Consider the following 17,019-nt stretch of genomic DNA (forward strand, 5'->3'; position numbering starts at 1 on the left):
CGCTGGAGGGGCAGGTCGCCGTCGTGACGGGGGCCGCGCGCGGGGTCGGGGAACTCCTCGCGCGCAAGCTCTCCGCGCACGGGGTCCGCGTCGCCCTCGTCGGGCTGGAACCCGAGGCGCTCAAGGACCTCTCCACCCGGCTCTACGCGGACAGCGACCACTGGCACGCCGACGTGACCGACCAGGCCGCGATGACCCGGGTCGCCGCCGAGGTGAAGGAGCGCTTCGGGAAAGTGGACATCGTCGTCGCCAACGCCGGGGTCGCGAGCGGGGGTCCCTTCATGGACTCCGACCCCGATTCCTGGCGCCGGGTGATCGAGGTGAACCTGCTCGGCGCGGCGGCGACCGCGCGGGCCTTCCTGCCGCTGCTCGCCGAGAGCCGCGGCTACCTGCTCCAGGTCGCCTCGCTCGCCGCCGTCACCCCGGCCCCGATGATGAGCGCGTACTGCGCCTCGAAGTCCGGGGTCGAGGCGTACGCGCACTGTCTGCGCGCCGAGGTCGCCCACCTCGGCGTGAAGGTCGGCGTGGCGTACCTGAGCTGGACCGACACCGACATGGTGCGCGGCGCGGACACCGACGACGTCATGCGCGAACTGCGCGCGCGGCTGCCCTGGCCCGCCAACAAGACGTACCCGCTCAGCCCCGCCGTGGACCGCCTCCTGCACGGCATCGAGCGGCGTTCGGCGCACGTGTACGGGCAGTGGTGGCTGCGGCACATGCAGTCGGTACGGGGCGCGCTGCCCACGCTCATCGGGACGGTCGGCGCGCACGAGGTCGCCCGGTACGGGGAGCGGCTCGCGCGGGTGCCCAAGGGACTGGTGGGGGCCGGCGGGGCGGCGGACGAGCGGAGCCGGGGCGGCGGCGCCTGACCGGCCCGCCGCGTCCGGCCGACATGCGGGGGCGGGCTGCCCGTGCCACGGTGGGAGGGGGCGTTCGTCAGGGGCGCCCCCGCTCTTTTCCCACCCCTTTGAGGAGTGAGTGGTTCATGGGCATCAAGGACCAGTTCCAGCAGAAGGCCGACGAGCTGAAGCAGAAGGCGAAGGACATGGGGGACCAGGCGTCCGAGAAGTCGAAGGACTCCGGGAACCAGGCGCGGGACAAGGCGCAGGACGCGGGGCAGGACGCGAAGGACAAGCTGCCGGGCGATCACTGACGCGGAAGCCGGTGGCGTGGACGAGGGGTCCGGGGCGTTGCCCCGGGCCCCCTTCGTGCTCGGGGTGCCTCCGGGCCTCTGCGGCCGGGGGCCGTGCGGGGCTCCGCCCCGGACCCCGCTCCTCAAACGCCGGAGGGGCTGTAACGGTGGCGTGCCGGAGGGGGGTGTCAGAGCGGCGTGCCGGTGGGGCTTTCGGGGCTGCGTGGGGGGAGTGGGGGGCGGGCGCGGTCCGGGACTGTCGCGACCGTGGGGGGTTCGGCCGGGGGCTGGGTGCGGAGCAGGTCCAGGGCGCGGGAGACCGCGTCGTCCAGTTGGGCGTGGCGGCCCTCGGCCCAGTCGAGCGGGGTGCGCAGGGCGGGGACGTCGGGTTCGACGCCGTGGTTCTCGACCCCCCAGCCGTACGCGTCGAACCAGGCCGCGTTCATCGGGACCGTCACCACCGTGCCGTCGATGAGCCGGTGGCGGCCCGTCATCCCCACGACGCCGCCCCACGTGCGCTGGCCCACGACGGGGCCCAGGCCGAGAAGTTTGAACGCGGCCGTGATCATGTCGCCGTCCGAGGACGTGGCCTCGTCGGCGAGCGCGACGAGCGGGCCGCGCGGCGCGTTCGACGCGTACGAGACGGGCATGGCGTCGCGGGTCAGGTCCCAGCCGATGACGCGGCGCGTCAGCTTCTCCAGGACCAGTTCGCTGATGTTGCCGCCCGCGTTGCCGCGCACGTCCACGATGAGCGCGGGCATCGACATCTCCAGGCGCAGGTCCCGGTTGAACTGGGCCCAGCCGGAGCCGCCGAGGTCGGGGATGTGCAGGTAGCCGCACTGGCCGTCGCTCAGCTCCCGTACGACGGCGCGCCGTTTGGCGACCCAGTCGTGGTAGCGCAGCGGGCGCTCGTCCACGAGCGGGAGCACGGCGACGCGGCGCGGCGGGCCCCCGGCGGCCGGCGTGAAGGTCAGTTCGACGCTCGTGCCCGCCGCGCCCGCGAGGAGCGGCGCGGGCCCGGTCACGGGGTCCACGGGACGCCCGTCCACGTGCGTGAGGACGGCGCCCTCGCGGATGCCCGTACCGGCGAGCGGGGAGCGGGCGCGCGGGTCGGAGGACTCGCCGGGCAGGATGCGGCGCAGCTCCCAGGCGCCGTCCCGGCAGGTGAAGTCGGCGCCGAGGAGGCCCTGGGCGCGCTGGTAGTGGGGCGGGCCCTCGCTGCGGCGGGCGGCGGTGACGTAGGCGTGCGAGGTGCCGAGTTCGCCGTACGCCTCGCGGAGCACGTCGGCGAACTCGTCGGGCGAGGCGACGCGGTCCAGGAGGGGCCGGTACTGGTCGAGGACGGCGTCCCAGTCGATGTTGCTGAGGCCGGGGTCCCAGAAGTACGCGCGGATGACGCGCCCGGCCTCGTCGTACGCCTGTCGCCACTCGGCGGGCGGGTCGGCCTCGTGGAGGACGCGGCGCAGGTCGATGGAGGAGGTGCTCACGTCGTCGGGCAGGTCGTTGGCCGGGACGGCGCGCAGTTCGCCGTCGTCCACGACGACGAGGCGGCTGCCGTCGCCGCTGACGGCGAAGGCGTCCAGGTGGTCGACGAGCTGGGTGCGGCGGGCGCGGGCGAGGTCGAAGTGTTCGAGCGTGGGACGGCTGGAGGTGTCGGCGGGGTTGACGAAGGTCTGGCCGAGCGCGCCGGAGATGGGCCAGCGCAGCCAGACGAGGCCGCCGCCCGCGACGGGGGACAGGGAGGAGTACTTCGAGGCCGGTACGGGGAAGGGCGTGACGCGGCTCGCGAGGCCCTCGGCCTCCACGATGACGACGCCCTCGTACCCCGAGGCGCGCTCGTCCGGGTCCAGGCCGCCGGCCGCCGGGCGCCCGTCCGCGCTGAGTGCGAAGGGCGAGGGGGTCGCGGAGGAGAGCGTGACGAGGTGCGGGCGGCAGCCGAGCGGGAAGGAGAGGTCGCCGGTGTGCACGTCGTAGACGGGGTCGAAGCCGCGCCAGGAGAGGAAGGCGAGGTAGCGGCCGTCGCCCGTGAAGACGGGGTTCTCGTCCTCGAAGCGGCCGTCGGTCACGTCGATGAGGGAGAACGGTCCGTCTCCCTCGCTGATCCGCGCGAGCTTGATCTGCCGCAGACTCCGCCCGACCCCCGGATGCGACCACGCCAGCCACGCCCCGTCCGGCGAGAACGCCAGATCCCGCACGGGCCCGTTGAACGACCGCACGACCTCCACGACACGGGCGTCGGCGGTCTCGGTGGGGTCGGTGGCGTTGACCACCTCGGTGTCCTCGCCCGGCTCGGCCGTCGCCGCGTCGGATTCCGCCGCCGCGCCAGCCTCCTCGCTCACCCCGGGTCCCCCGGTCTCCCCGCCCCGCTCCTCCCCGCCCGTTCCCCCCGTGCCCCGCCCCGCGCCCTCCGTCGTGGCGGGAGCGGGGGCGGGGTCCACGAGGAGGAGGCGTCCGTCGTGGGTCGCGACCGCGAGCCGGTCGCCCTTGGGGGAGGCGACCAGCTCCTCGACCAGCCCCAGCCGCCCGTGCGCCCAGCGGCGGACCGGGCCCGGGGTGCCCGCGCGGGGCAGCGGGGCGATCTCGATGCCGTCCGCCCCGCCCGCGTCGCTCACGTACGCGACCGAGCCCCCGCGCCCGTACAGCACCGGCATCCGCACCCGGACCCCGGGCGTGTCCGCGAGGGTGCGCGCGGGCCCGTCGCGGTGCGTGAGCCAGTACAGGCTGCCGCGTACCGCGACGGCGCTCGCCCGGCCGGTCTCGTCGGGGCAGACCGCGTCGAGGTCGCGGGCGGCGGGAACCTGGTGGCGGCGGCGGCCCGAGCGGGGCCCGCCGAGGCGGATGTCGAGGCGGCGCGGGACCGCCTCGGGCCCGAGGTCGTCCACGAGCCACATTTCGCCCGCGCACTGGTAGACGATCCGCTCGCCGTCGCTCGCCGCGTTGCGGGCGTAGAAGGCGTCGTGGTCGGTGTGGCGGCGCAGGCCGGTGCCGTCGGGGCGGCAGGAGTAGACGTTGCCGACGCCCTCGTGGTCGGAGAGGAAGGCGACGCGGTCGCCGACGAAGAGGGGGCAGTCGAGGTGTCCGTCGAGATCGGCGAGGAGGCGTTCGCCGTGCAGCCACAGGCGTCCGGTGGCGCCGCCCCGGTAGCGCTTCCAGGCGGCCGGGTCGTGCGGGGGAGTGCCGGTGAGCAGCAAGGTGCGCTCCTCGCCGTCGTGGCCGCGCTGCGCGAGCGCGGCGACCGGGCCCCAGGGCAGCGGGCCACCGGGGGAGCCGTCGGTGGGGACCTTGTACGCCCAGGAGAAGTACGAGAACGGCTGTGCCTGCGAGGAGACGGCGAGGATGTCGCTGCGCCCCTCCGCGTCCGGCGGGCTCCAGCCGCACACGCGCGTGTCGCGGCCCGCCCAGTGGGTGAGCTGGCGCACGGGGGTGTCGCCCGCGACCTCGGCGAGGTGGATCTCGGGGTCCAGGCTGCGCCAGGAGACGAAGGCGAGGTGCGCGCCGTCCGGCGAGAAGCGGGGGTGGCTCAGCTTCGTACGGTCCGCCGTGAGCCGCCGGGCGAGCGCGGGTTCCTTCGCGCCGGGGGCCGGGAGCGGGGCGAGCCACAGGTCGTCCTCGGCGACGAAGCAGAGGAGGTCGCCGTGCAGGGCGGGGTGACGGAGGTAGGCCGCTCCGCCTCGCGGGTAGGGGTCCCTCGGGTGCGCGCTCACCTCTCCCATGCTCTACGCGCGGCGGGAGGCGGCAACTCGGGAGCGTGCCGGCCCACCACCCGCCTCAGGCCGCGCGCCGGGCCGCGCCCCACCAGCCGTACCGCCGGGCCAGCAGCGTCAGGCACGTGCCGCACACGACGCCGATCGCGAGGTTGTGCGTGGCGACGACGACGGCGACCGTCACCACCATGACGGCGCTCTCGCCCACCGGGAGGCGGCGCAGCGTCCTCGGGGCGATCGAGCGCCAGTCGAAGGTGGTCAGCGAGACCATGACCATGATCGCGACGAGTGCCGCCATCGGGATCTTCGAGACGACGGGCCCGAGGGCGAGGCACAGGGCCATGAGGAAGGAGCCGGCGAGGAAGGTCGAGACCCGGGTGCGCGCCCCGGAGACCTTCACGTTGATCATCGTCTGGCCGATCATCGCGCAGCCGCCCATGCCGCCGAGGAACCCGGAGACGACGTTGGCGACGCCCTGGCCCATCGACTCGCGCGTCTTCGAGGACGGCGTGCCGGTCAGCTCGTCCACGAGACGGGCGGTCATGAGGGACTCCATGAGCCCGACGAGGGCCATGGCCAGCGCGTACGGGGCGATGATCCGCAGCGTCTCCGGGCTGAACGGCACGTCCGGCAGCCCCGGCGCCGGCAGCGAGGACGGCAGCGCGCCCTTGTCGCCCACGGTCGGCACCGCGATCCCGGCGGCGACCGTGAGCGTGGTGAGCACGGCGAGCGAGACGAGCGGCGCGGGCACGGTCCGGCTCAGTCTCGGCAGCAGCAGCATGAGCGCGAGCCCCGCCGCGAAGAGCGGGTAGACCGCCCACGGCACGTGCCGCAGCTCGGGCAGTTGCGCCACGAAGATCAGGATGGCGAGCGCGTTGACGAAGCCGGTCATGACGACCGGCGGCACGAACCGCATGAGCCGCGCGACACCGAGCGCGCCCAGCACGATCTGGAGGACGCCCGCGAGGATCACGCCCGCGACGAGGTAGCCGAAGCCGTGCTCGCGGTTGAGCGGCGCGGTCACGAGGGCGACGGCGCCGGTGGCCGCCGAGATCATCGCGCGACGCCCGCCGACGAGCGCGAGCGTCACGGCCATCGTGAAGGACGTGGTCAGGCCCACGGCCGGGTCCACGCCCGCGATGACGGAGAAGGAGATCGCCTCGGGGATGAGCGCGAGCGCCACGACGAGCCCGGCGAGCACCTCCGTGCGCCACACGCGCGGATCGGAGCACCAGGCGGGGAGGAGACGGCGGCGGGAGGCGGGGGCCGGGGACGCGGGGGCCGGGGACGGGGGAGCCGTGGAGGCCGGGCCCGCCGCGGCCGGGCCCGTGGACGAAGGGCCCTTGGACGCCGGGCCCTTGGGCGCCGGGGTGAGAGTGGGCGCGGAGTCGTCGGTGGGGGCGTCCGCGAGGCGGGGCGCGGGGTCGTCGGGGAGGGCGTCCGTGAGGCCGGGCGTTGAGGTCACGAGCGAGAGGTACCTGTCGGGGGCGAGGGACGGGGAGGGGCCACACTCTACCCTTACGTAAGGGTAGGGATGGGCCGGTGGGCGGCCCCCGGTGCGACAATGCCCGCGTGACGGGCGAGCACATGCGCATCGGTGAGGTGGCGGAGCGGACGGAATTGTCGCTGCGCACGATCAGGCATTACGAGGAGACCGGTCTCGTCATCCCCTCGGCCCGCTCCCGCGGCGGCTTCCGCCTCTATACCGAGGCCGACGTCGCCCGTCTGATGGTGGTCCGGCGCATGAAGCCGCTCGGCTTCACCCTGGAACAGATGCGCGAGCTGCTCGCCGCGACCGACCGTCTCGACGCGGACGCCGGGACCCTCCCGGCCGGGGAGCGCGAGACGCTGCTCGCGCGCGTGCGGGGCTACGAGCGCGAGGCGAGCGCGCAGGTCGAGCGGCTGCGGGTGCAGCTCGCCCGGGCGGAGGAGTTCGCGGAGACACTGCGCGGAAGGCTGCCGGAACCGGAACCCCGGTCGGAGCCGGAGCCCCGGTCGAAGCCGGAGTCCCAGCCGGAGCCCCGGTCGGAGTCGGAGCCCCCGTCGGAGCCGCAGCCGGGAGGGCCCGGGTCGGCGCCGCACCCCGGTCCCGGGAACGAGAGCTGAGCGGCCCCTCGCCCGGCCCCCACGCGCCGGAGAGCCCGGCGCACCCCCTCCGCCCGCCGCCCGGAGGCCAGCGCCCCCCCGCACCCGGGCCACCCGTGTACGTACCGGATAAATAAGCCCCGCGCAGCACGCGTGGCCCATCTCACGTACGAAACCGTTTCGTTTCGCTTGCGGGGCGGGTAGGCTCACGGTGTGCGAGAGCGCACCCGGCTCCGCTTCTGGGGCTAGGGTGCGTGGACCGACGCGTGTCGCCCGGTCGCCCCTCCCCGGGGCGGGGCGGGCACGCGGGAGCGAGCAGGAGGTGGGCCGGATGGCTGGAGCAGTGGGCGCGACGACGCGTCGCAGCCGTCTGACGCCGGAGCGCGAGGCCGAGTTGTACGGCGCCGTGCTCGACCTGCTCCGCGAGGTCGGCTACGAAGCGCTCACCATGGACGCCGTGGCTTCCCGCACCCGGTCCAGCAAGGCCACCCTCTACCGCCAGTGGGGGAGCAAGCCCGAACTGGTCGTGAAGGCGCTGCGCCATCACAAACCGCACTCGATCGCCGACATCGACACCGGCAGCCTGCGTGGGGACTTCCACGCGATGGTCGGCAGCCAGGACGATTGCCGCATGGCGGAGGACGCCGCGCTCATGCGCGGGATCGCCATGGAGATGAAGAGCAACCCCGATCTGCACCGCGCCTTCCGCGAACTGCTGATCGAGCCCGAGATCACGGGGCTCGGCCAGGTGCTGCGGCGCGCGGTGGAGCGCGGCGAGGTGGACGCGGACAGACCCGCGATCGACTACGTCGTGCACATGATGGTCGGCGCCTTCGTCGCCCGGCAGATGATCGACGCGCGGCCCTTGGACCGGGACTTCCTCACCCGATACATCGACGCCGTGGTGCTCCCCGCCCTCGGCGTCTGACACCGAACCCCGCGCGGACCGCCGCGCCGCCCCTCGATTCCCCCTCCCCACCGGGCTGGCACGCCCCCCCCGCGCAGCGTGACCCGCGCCGCCGGACCGTGCTGCCCGGCCCGGGGTGAGCCGGGCGGGCCCCGGTCCGCGTGCCGCGCCCCCGTACCCCCGGGTACGGGCCGCCGCGACCCGTACCACCTGACGTGACCGCCTCCCGTCAGGGCCGGACGCACTCCGCAGAGCCTTGTCCCTTTTCCGCCCCTGATCGAACGGGAGTTCCACCCCCGTGGCCACCTTCCTCTACCGGCTCGGCCGGTTCGCCTTCCGGCGGCGACGCGTCGTCGCCCTCGTCTGGGTCGCGCTGCTCGCGCTCGTCGGCTTCGGTGCCGCGACCGCCAGCAGTCCCGGCCCGACCCAGTTCTCCATACCCGGCGTCGAGGCCCAGAAGGCGTTCGACCTCCTCGACCAGCGCAACCCCTCCGCGAGCGCCGACGGCGCGAGCGCCCGCGTCGTCTTCAAGGCGCCCGAGGGCCAGAAGATCACCGACCCGAAGAACAAGGCCGAGGTCACCAAGGCGATCTCCGCGATCGAGCACGGTTCGAAGGAGGTCGCGAGCGCGGCCGATCCCTTCGAGAGCGGCGCGGCCGTCTCCAAGAACGGCGAGACCGCCTACTCCACCGTCAGCTACAAGGTCAGCTCGATGGAGCTCAAGGACGCGAGCAAGGACTCGCTCCAGGACGCCGCGAAGCAGGCCCAGGACGAGGGCCTCACCGTCGAGATCGGCGGTGACGCGCTCCAGGCCGAGGCCGAGACCGGCTCCACCGAGGTCGTCGGCATCGTCGTGGCGGCCGTCGTCCTCGTCATCACCTTCGGCGCGATCGTCGCGGCCGGGCTCCCGCTGCTCACCGCGCTCATCGGCGTCGGCGTGGGCGTCGGCTCGATCACCGCGCTCGCCTCGGTCCTCCACCTCGACTCGACGACCTCGATCCTCGCCATGATGATCGGCCTCGCGGTCGGCATCGACTACGCGCTCTTCATCGTCTCCCGCTACCGCGCCGAACGCGCCGAGGGCAGACAGCCCGAGGAGGCCGCCGGACGGGCGACGGGCACGGCCGGCTCCGCCGTCGTCTTCGCCGGGCTCACGGTGATCATCGCCCTGTGCGGTCTCGCCGTCGTCAACATCCCGCTGCTCACCAAGATGGGTGTCGCCGCCGCCGGTACCGTCGCGGTGGCCGTGCTCGTCGCGCTCAGCCTCATCCCCGCGCTGCTCGGCTTCGCGGGGGACAAGGTCCTCGGCCGCAAGGCCCGCAAGGCCGCGAAGGCCGTCCGAGACCAGGGGCCCGAGGCGCAGGCCCGCGCCGTCGCCGCCGCGCACCGCGGCGAGGACGGCGAGCACAAGGTCAACGGCGGCACCCGCTGGGCCCGCTTCGTCCTGCGCCGCCCGGTGCGCGTCCTCCTCCTCGGCGTGCTCGGCCTCGGCGTCATCGCCGTGCCCGCGACCCAGCTCGAACTCGGCCTGCCCGACGACGGCTCGCAGCCGACGTCCACGACGCAGCGCCGCGCCTACGACCTGCTCTCGGACGGCTTCGGCCCGGGCTTCAACGGCCCGCTCATGACCGTCTACGACGGCAAGGGCGTCGCCGATCCGCACGCGGAGGCCGCGCACGTCGTCGCCGAGATCAAGAAGCTCCCGGACGTGGCCGCGGTCGCCCCGGCCGCCTTCAACCCGGCCGGCGACACCGCGACGATCACCGTCGTCCCCGGCTCCAAGCCGACCTCGAAGGAGACCGAGGGCCTCGTCCACGCCATCCGCGACATCGGCAAGGACGTCAAGGCCGGTGACCACGGCGAGGTCCTGGTGACCGGGACGACGGCGATGAACATCGACGTCTCGCAGAAGATGAACGACGCGCTCGTGCCGTACCTGATCGTCGTCGTCGGCCTCGCCTTCCTGCTCCTGATGCTCGTCTTCCGCTCGATCCTCGTGCCCCTCAAGGCGGCGCTCGGCTTCCTCCTCTCGGTGGTCGCCGCGCTCGGCTCCGTCGTCGCCGTCTACCAGTGGGGCTGGCTCGGCTCGCTCTTCGGGGTCGAGGAGACCGGACCGATCATGAGCATGATGCCGATCTTCATGGTGGGTGTGGTCTTCGGCCTCGCGATGGACTACGAGGTCTTCCTCGTGACCCGGATGCGCGAGGCGCACGTCCACGGCGAGAGCCCGGCGCAGGCCATCGAGACCGGCTTCCGGCACGGTGCCCGCGTCGTCTCGGCCGCCGCCGTCATCATGATCGCCGTTTTCGCCGGGTTCATCGGCTCCAGCGAGCAGATGGTCAAGATGATCGGCTTCAGCCTCGCGATCGCCGTCCTCTTCGACGCCTTCGTGGTGCGCATGACGATCGTCCCGGCGGTGCTCGCCCTGCTCGGCCGCCGCGCCTGGTGGCTGCCGAAGTGGCTCGACCGGATTCTGCCGAACGTCGACGTCGAGGGCGAGAAGCTCCACAAGGCGCTGGGGGACACCGACTCCTCCGGCTCCGGTGAAGGACCCCAGGACCCGGACGTGGAACGGGAGTTGACCCGCGTCTGAGCAGTCCTGGCCCCGGGCGGGGCGTACGGCCGAAGCGCCGTTTCCCGCCCGGTGACCGGTGCGGTGAGCGGCGTGAGGCCGCCTCCCGCCCGGTGACCGTGCCGAGGTCCGTGGGGACGGGGCCGGCACGGCGGGCCCGGCGAGAGGGCAAGGCTCTCGCCGGGCCCTCTCCCGTACCGGGCCCTATCCGGGCGATTTCTTCCGCCCCGGGCCCTCTCTCCCGCCCGGCCCCTTTCCCGTACCCGGGCCCTCTCCCGTAGCCGGGCGCTGCTCCCGGCGGAAAGTTTTTCCGGGGCGTGCGATGGGTTTTCACCTCCGGGCCGGTCTTCCTCACGAGTGGGTCGCCGCTACGGGGGTGCGGCGGCCCGCCCGCCTCCCCCCGCCGTCCGGCCGGGGACCGGCACCACCAACAGGGGACACACCCGATGCGCACGCTCATCAGCACGGCCCTCGTCCCGCTCGACGGCGTCATGGAGGCCCCCGGCGGCGAGACCGGCCACCGCAACGCGGGCTGGTCCTTCCGGCACGTGGCGTACGCGAACGGCGTGCAGCTCAACATCTTCGACGTGGTGCGCCGAGACGGAACAGCGGGACGCGCGACGCCGTGAGCGCTCCCGCGGCGCCCGCCTCCGCGAGCGCTCCCGCGGCACGCGCTCCCGCGGCACGCGCTCCCGCGGCGCCCCCCTCCGTGAGCGCTCCGGGGCGGGTCTCTGAGAGAATCGCTTTCGTGCCCACCACCCCGACCCTGCCGCCCGAGGCCCGGGCCCGTCTCGACGCCGCCGTCCGCCTGCGTGAGAGCGGCGAGGCGGAGCGGGCCCGCGCCGAACTGCTCGCGCTGAGCGCCGCGCATCCCGCCGATCCGCTCCTCGCCTACCAGACCGCCTGGGTCCACGACGTGCTCGGCCACGAGGCCGCCGCCGTCCCCTTCTACGAGACCGCGCTCGCCGGCGTCGGCGCGCTCGGCGCGGAGGACCGGCACGGCGTGTATCTCGGCCTCGGCAGCACGTACCGGATTCTCGGCCGGTACGAGGAGGCCGTGGCGACCCTGGAGGCGGGTCTCGCCGCCCACCCCGGCGACGGCGCGCTCACCGTCTTCCTCGCCATGGCACGCCACAACACCGGCGCCCACCGCGAGGCGATGGGCGCCCTCCTCGCCCTCCTCGCCGAGACGAGCACCGACCCGGGCGTGCGGGCCTTCCGCAAGGCGATCGCGTACTACGCCGAGGACGTCGACCGCGTCGAGGGCTGAGCCGCCGGCGCCTCGCGCGCCGGGCCGGTGAGCCCCGCCTCGTAGCGGGCCGCCGCCGTGTACGTACGGCGCAGGAAGCGGATCAGGTCGCTGCTGTCGAACTGGAGGACCAGCAGGAGCCCGGCGCAGCGGCGCAGTTCCAGCACCGTCTGCGCGCGCCCGCAGGGCCAGATCCGCACCCCCGCCGCCCCGGCCGGGTTGCGCAGTCCCTCCTCCAGGAGGGCGCGCGGGAAGACGTGGTCGTGCGTCCCCTCCGTCCCGGGGAAGCCGAGCCCGACGAGCGCGGCATCGGCGGCGGGGTCGTACCGCAACAGCACGGGAAGCGTCTCCGCCTCCTCGGGCCCGCCCGCGCACACCCGTACCCGTACGTACTGCTCCATACCTGTCACAGACGGCAGACTCGCACGAATCCGGCGGATTCGCCCGGCGGGAGCGAGGGGGTGGCGCGGAGGCGGGGAGGGGGCGGCGGACGCGGAACGCGGCGGCGGACTCGCGGCGGGTCTCGTGAGGACCCTCGCGGCGGTCCTTGTTGCGGCCCTCGCGACGGCTCTCGTGGCGGGTTCCGGAGCCGGTCCGCGGGTGCCGGCGGGGGCGGCCGGGTAGTAGCTGCGTCGCACACACTCTTGCAAGTACCTCGCAACTGGGCACTATGATCGTACGGTTTTGCGATAACCCCGCCGTGTGATCCACCGTCCCCGATCCACCCCGTCCTCCCCCGATCCCTCCCCCGTCCCCCTCCGGTCCCGCCCTTCCCCGCCCCCGCGTGCCCGCCCCCGCAGGAAGCGAAATCCCGCCATGCATGTCCCTGACGGATTCATCAACGCCCCCGTCTCCGCCGCGACCGGCGTCCTGGCCGCCACCGCCGTCGCCGTCTCGCTGCGCGGCGCCCGCCGGGAACTCGGCGCCGCCGGTGCCGAGCGCACCGCGCCGCTCGCCGGTCTCGTCGCCGCGTTCATCTTCGCCGTGCAGATGCTCAACTTCCCCGTCGCCGCCGGAACCAGCGGCCACCTGCTCGGCGGGGCGCTCGCGGCGATACTCGTCGGCCCCTACACCGGTGTCCTGTGCGTCTCGGTCGTCCTGCTCATGCAGGGCGTCCTCTTCGCGGACGGTGGCCTCACCGCGCTCGGCGTCAACATCACCGACATGGCGATCGTCACCGTCGTCGTCTCGTACGCGCTCTTCCGCGGCCTCGTGAAGGTCCTCCCGCGCCGCCGCTCCTCCATCACCGCCGCCTCCTTCGTCGCCGCGCTCATCTCCGTGCCCGGTGCCGCCGTCGCCTTCACGCTCATGTACTGGCTCGGCGGCACGACGGACATCTCGATCGGCAAGGTCGCGAGCGCCATGATCGGCGTGCACGTCCTCATCGGGATCGGCGAGGCGGTCATCACCGCGCTCACCGTCGGCGCCGTCATCGCCGTGCGCCCCGACCTCGTGCACGGCGCGCGCGGCCTGGAGGCGCCGCTCAAGCTGCGCGTCGGCGGCGAACTGGTCGACGCCGCGCCGAAGACACCCGCCCCCGCGCCGGTCGCCGCCCGCTCCACCCGCAAGATCTGGATCACCGGCATCGTCGCCTCCGTCGTCCTCGCCGGTTTCGTCAGCTTCTACGCCTCGGCGAACCCCGACGGCCTGGAGAAGGTCGCCCACGACAAGGGCATCGACAAGGAGGCGAAGGACCACGCCTCGAAGGACTCCCCGCTCGCCGACTACGGTGTCAAGGACATCGCCAACGCCCGGATCTCCGGCGGCCTCGCCGGCGTGATCGGTGTCGGCGCGACGATCGTCGTCGGCTCGGGAGTCTTCTGGGCCGTACGCAAGCGCCGCACCGACGAGGACCACGGCACCACTACTTCCGCAGGGACCGTTTAAGCACATGGGAGCGGGCCACGCCCACCGGCTCTACCGGCACGGGCACTCCGTCGTGCACCGGCTGCCGCCGCACACGAAACTCGCCGCCGCCTTCGCCTTCGTCGTGGTCGTCGTCTCGACGCCGCGCGAGGCGGTGTGGGCCTTCGGCGTGTACGCGGCGCTGCTCGCCGCCGTCGCGGCGGCGGCCCGCGTCCCGGCCGGATACCTGCTGAAACGGCTCCTCATCGAGGTGCCCTTCGTGGCCTTCGCCGTCCTCATGCCGTTCGTCGCCGAGGGCCCGCACACCCACTTCCTCGGGCTGTCCCTCTCCGTGAACGGCCTGTGGGGCGCCTTCAACGTCCTCGCGAAGGGCACGCTCGGCGTCGCCGCCTCCGTCCTGCTCGCCTCCACGACCGAACTGCGCGAACTGCTGCTCGGCCTGCAACGGCTGCGGCTGCCCCCGCTGCTCGTGCAGATCGCCTCGTTCATGATCCGCTACGGGGACGTCATCACCGACGAGATGCGGCGCATGAGGATCGCCCGCGAGTCGCGCGGCTTCGAGGCGAAGGGCGTACGGCACTGGGGCGTCCTCGCGAAATCCGCGGGCGCCCTCTTCATCCGCTCCTACGAACGCGGCGAGCGCGTGCACCTCGCGATGCTCAGCCGCGGCTACGCGGGCACCATGCCCGTCATCGACGAGATCACCGCGTCCGGCACGCAGTGGGCGCACGCGCTCGCCCTGCCGGGCGCGGCGCTCGTGATCTGCCTGTTGGGATGGACCCTGTGACGAAACCGGCCACCGACCCCGCCACCGACCCGGCGCCCGCCGCCGACCCGCCGCCCGCCGCCGAGTCCGCGCCCGCCACCGGTACGGCGCCCGCCGCCGCCCCGGACGCCGCCGCCCCGCCCGCCGCCGCCCCGGACGCCGCGCCGCCCTCGCTCGACGTGCGCGGCCTCGCCTACGCCTACCCGGACGGCCACCAGGCGCTCTTCGGCGTGGACCTGCGGATCGGCAAGGGCGAACGCGTCGCCCTCCTGGGCCCCAACGGCGCGGGCAAGACCACCCTCGTCCTCCACCTCAACGGCATCCTCGAAGCGGGCGCGGGCAGCGTCACCGTCGCGGGCCTCCCCGTCGGCAAGAAGCACATGGCGGAGATCCGCCGCCGCGTCGGCCTCGTCTTCCAGGACCCCGACGACCAGCTCTTCATGCCCACCGTCCGCGAGGACGTCGCCTTCGGCCCGGCGGCGGCCGGACTGCGCGGCCCCGCGCTGGAGGCGCGGGTGCGGGAGGCGCTGGAGCAGGTCGGGATGGCGGAGTACGTGGACCGCCCCCCGCACCACCTCTCCTTCGGCCAGCGCCGCCGCGTCGCCGTCGCGACGGTCCTCGCGATGCGCCCCGAGATCCTCGTGCTCGACGAGCCCTCCTCGAACCTCGACCCCGCCTCGCGCCGCGAGCTCGCCGACATCCTCCAGCGCCTGGACGTCACCGTCCTGATGGTCACCCACGACCTGCCCTACGCCCTGGAGCTGTGCCCGCGCGCGGCGATCCTCAGCGAGGGCGTCATCGCGGCGGACGGCCCCACCGGCGCGCTGCTGAGCGACCCGGAGCTGATGCGCGCCCACCGCCTCGAACTGCCCTTCGGCTTCGATCCGCGATCTGTGACCATGGAGAGGTGAACGAGAGTGAGCGCCAAGCCGGGGACGTGACGGTCGAAGGACTCGTCGCACCGGGATACGAACAGGTCAGGGACGCCTTCGTCGGGAACTTCACCCGGCTCGGGGAACGCGGCGCCGCCGTCGCGGTCTACCGCGACGGGCGCAAGGTCGTGGACCTGTGGGGCGGTACGCGGGACGGGGACGCCCCCGCGAGCGGCGGCGAGCCCTGGCGCCGGGGCACCGCGCAGCTCGTGCGCTCCGCGACGAAGGGCGTCGCCGCGGCCGTCCTGCTCCTGCTCCACCAGCGCGGCAGCCTCGACCTGGAGGCCCCGGTCGCCGCGTACTGGCCCGCGTACAAGGCGCACGGCAAGGACGCCACCCGCGTCCGGCACGTGCTCGGCCATCGCGCGGGCGTCCCCGCGCTCGACACGCCGCTCACGCCCGAGGCCGCCCGCGACCTGGACCGGGCCGCAGCCGCCGTCGCCGCGCAGTCCCCGTTCTGGGAGCCCGGCACCGACCACGGCTACCACGCGCAGACGTACGGCTTCCTCACCGGCGAACTCGTACGCCGCCTCACCGGGCGCACGATCGGCTCCTGGGTCGCGGGGAACCTGGAGCGGCCCCTCGGCCTGGACCTGTGGATCGGGCTGCCCGAGGACGAGGAGTGGCGCGTCGGCCGCATCACCCCGCTCGCCCCGCCGCCCGCCGCGAACGGCCTGCGGCTGCGCCCGCGCAGGGACATCGCCGCCGCCTACGGCGACCCCGGCTCGCTCACGAGCCGCGCCTTCGCGGCCGTCAGCCCCGAGCCCGACGAGAACACCCGCGCCCACCGGGCCGCCGAACTCCCCGCGGCCAACGGCGTCACGACCGCGCGCGGCCTCGCCCGCTTCTACGCGGCGCTCATCGGCGACGTGGACGGCGGACGCCGCCTGTTCACCCCCGCGACCCTCGCGATGGCCCGCACCCAGGAGTCCGAGGGCCCCGACCGCGTCCTCGTCGCCCGCACCCGCTTCGGCGCCGGCTTCATGCTCCACAGCCCCGCGAGCCCCCTCCTCGCCCCCGGCTCCTTCGGCCACCCCGGCCGCGGCGGCTCCCTCGGCTTCGCCGACCCGGAATCAGGCATCGGCTTCGGCTACGTGACGAACGGCCTCCGCAAAGGCGTCACAGCCGACCCCCGCGCGCAGGCACTGGTGAAGGCGGTGCGGGGGGCGACCGGGGGCTGAACGCGGCCCGGCCGCGGCGCGCCGGGTGCCGACCGCCGGGACCAGGGGCGGCCGCCCGCGCGCGCCTTTGCGCCCGCCCCCTGTCCCCGCCCCTCGTCCCCCCGGTAGCTTCCGCGCCATGACGAAGCGATTCGAGGGCTACGCCGTTCTGATCACCGGTGCCGCGCGGGGGATCGGGGCCGCGACCGCGCGGCGGCTCGCCGCCGAGGGGGCGCGGGTGCTGCTCACCGACGCCGACGAGCTCGCGGCGCGCGCGACGGCCGGGGAGATACCCGGCGCGGAACCGTACCGGCTCGACGTGCGGGTACGGGCCGATGCCGAAGCCGCCGTGGCGCACGCGGTGGAGCGGTTCGGGCGGCTCGACGTGCTCGTCAACAACGCCTACGCGGCCGGGGTGGACGCGCCGCTCTTCGAGGACGAGAGCGACGAGGTCTGGGAGCGCGACATCGACGTGTGCCTCGGCGGCGCCTTCCGCTGCGCGCGGGCCGCGCTGCCGCAGCTCGTCGCCTCGGGGCGGGGCGCGATCGTGACGATCGGCTCGGTCAACGCCGAGGCCGATTTCGGCGGCCACGCCTACAGCGCCGCGAAGGCCGCCCTCACCTCGCTGACCCGCACCCTCGCCGGG

The 17,019-nt window shown here is 74.4% G+C and carries 12 protein-coding genes and 3 pseudogenes; 12 read left to right on the forward strand and 3 right to left on the reverse strand.

Annotation, left to right across the window (positions count from 1 at the left end; translation table 11 throughout):
- Positions 1–2: 2 nt before the first annotated feature.
- A complete protein-coding gene (locus SSBG_RS17170) occupies positions 3–869 on the forward strand; it encodes an SDR family oxidoreductase (protein ID WP_008747363.1) in 867 nt (288 codons plus the stop codon).
- 116 nt (positions 870–985) lie between these two features.
- Positions 986–1,153, forward strand: a complete 168-nt coding sequence (locus SSBG_RS33725) for a hypothetical protein (protein ID WP_199781379.1) — start codon at positions 986–988, stop codon at positions 1,151–1,153.
- 167 nt (positions 1,154–1,320) lie between these two features.
- Here SSBG_RS33725 and SSBG_RS17175 read toward each other — a convergent pair whose 3' ends face one another.
- Together SSBG_RS17175 and SSBG_RS17180 are read right to left on the reverse strand one after the other, a co-directional pair.
- A complete protein-coding gene (locus SSBG_RS17175) occupies positions 1,321–4,845 on the reverse strand; it encodes a S41 family peptidase (protein WP_050776788.1) in 3,525 nt (1,174 codons plus the stop codon).
- A gap of 91 nt (positions 4,846–4,936) precedes the next feature.
- Positions 4,937–6,124: pseudogene (locus SSBG_RS17180) on the reverse strand (SulP family inorganic anion transporter); the annotation flags it as partial.
- Positions 6,125–6,408: 284 nt separating this feature from the next.
- Here SSBG_RS17180 and SSBG_RS17185 point away from each other — a divergent pair.
- The 5 genes and pseudogenes from SSBG_RS17185 to SSBG_RS17205 form a co-directional block, all read left to right on the forward strand.
- Positions 6,409–6,807 (forward strand): annotated as a pseudogene (locus SSBG_RS17185) (MerR family transcriptional regulator); the annotation flags it as partial.
- A 445-nt stretch (positions 6,808–7,252) separates the two neighbouring features.
- Positions 7,253–7,849, forward strand: coding sequence for a TetR/AcrR family transcriptional regulator (locus SSBG_RS17190; protein ID WP_037870013.1), 597 nt, complete (start codon positions 7,253–7,255; stop codon positions 7,847–7,849).
- A 277-nt stretch (positions 7,850–8,126) separates the two neighbouring features.
- Positions 8,127–10,421 carry an MMPL family transporter gene (locus SSBG_RS17195; RefSeq protein ID WP_037870014.1) on the forward strand — a complete coding sequence of 765 codons (2,295 nt, stop codon included), beginning with the start codon at positions 8,127–8,129 and terminating at the stop codon, positions 10,419–10,421.
- 425 nt (positions 10,422–10,846) lie between these two features.
- Positions 10,847–10,957, forward strand: a pseudogene (locus SSBG_RS31390) (deaminase); the annotation flags it as partial.
- A 191-nt stretch (positions 10,958–11,148) separates the two neighbouring features.
- Complete coding sequence (locus SSBG_RS17205; protein WP_037870017.1) at positions 11,149–11,670, forward strand: tetratricopeptide repeat protein; 522 nt, start codon at positions 11,149–11,151, stop codon at positions 11,668–11,670.
- Here SSBG_RS17205 and SSBG_RS17210 read toward each other — a convergent pair.
- Complete coding sequence (locus SSBG_RS17210) at positions 11,637–12,050, reverse strand: SsgA family sporulation/cell division regulator (protein ID WP_008747372.1); 414 nt, start codon at positions 12,048–12,050, stop codon at positions 11,637–11,639. The two genes, SSBG_RS17205 and SSBG_RS17210, sit on opposite strands and share 34 nt — an antisense overlap.
- 415 nt (positions 12,051–12,465) lie before the next feature.
- On the opposite strand from SSBG_RS17210, the gene SSBG_RS17215 reads away from it, so the two are divergent.
- From SSBG_RS17215 to SSBG_RS17235, 5 genes are all read left to right on the forward strand, one after another.
- Positions 12,466–13,536 (forward strand): energy-coupling factor ABC transporter permease, encoded by a 1,071-nt coding sequence (locus SSBG_RS17215; protein ID WP_008747373.1) that lies wholly within the window; start codon positions 12,466–12,468, stop codon positions 13,534–13,536.
- 4 nt (positions 13,537–13,540) lie between these two features.
- Complete coding sequence (cbiQ, locus tag SSBG_RS17220) at positions 13,541–14,302, forward strand: cobalt ECF transporter T component CbiQ (RefSeq protein WP_008747374.1); 762 nt, start codon at positions 13,541–13,543, stop codon at positions 14,300–14,302.
- A complete protein-coding gene (locus SSBG_RS17225; protein ID WP_234010566.1) occupies positions 14,290–15,192 on the forward strand; it encodes an energy-coupling factor ABC transporter ATP-binding protein in 903 nt (300 codons plus the stop codon). Before cbiQ ends, SSBG_RS17225 begins: the two co-directional genes overlap by 13 nt.
- On the forward strand, positions 15,189–16,394 hold the full coding sequence (locus tag SSBG_RS17230; protein ID WP_008747376.1) for a serine hydrolase domain-containing protein: 1,206 nt from the start codon (positions 15,189–15,191) through the stop codon (positions 16,392–16,394). The genes SSBG_RS17225 and SSBG_RS17230 overlap by 4 nt, the downstream gene beginning before the upstream one ends.
- A gap of 118 nt (positions 16,395–16,512) precedes the next feature.
- The coding region (locus tag SSBG_RS17235; RefSeq protein ID WP_008747377.1) for an SDR family NAD(P)-dependent oxidoreductase at positions 16,513–17,019 on the forward strand (507 nt) is incomplete at its 3' end.

Origin of the sequence: Streptomyces sp. SPB074, from assembly GCF_000154905.1 — a bacterium.
In the GTDB taxonomy this organism is placed as follows: domain Bacteria; phylum Actinomycetota; class Actinomycetes; order Streptomycetales; family Streptomycetaceae; genus Streptomyces.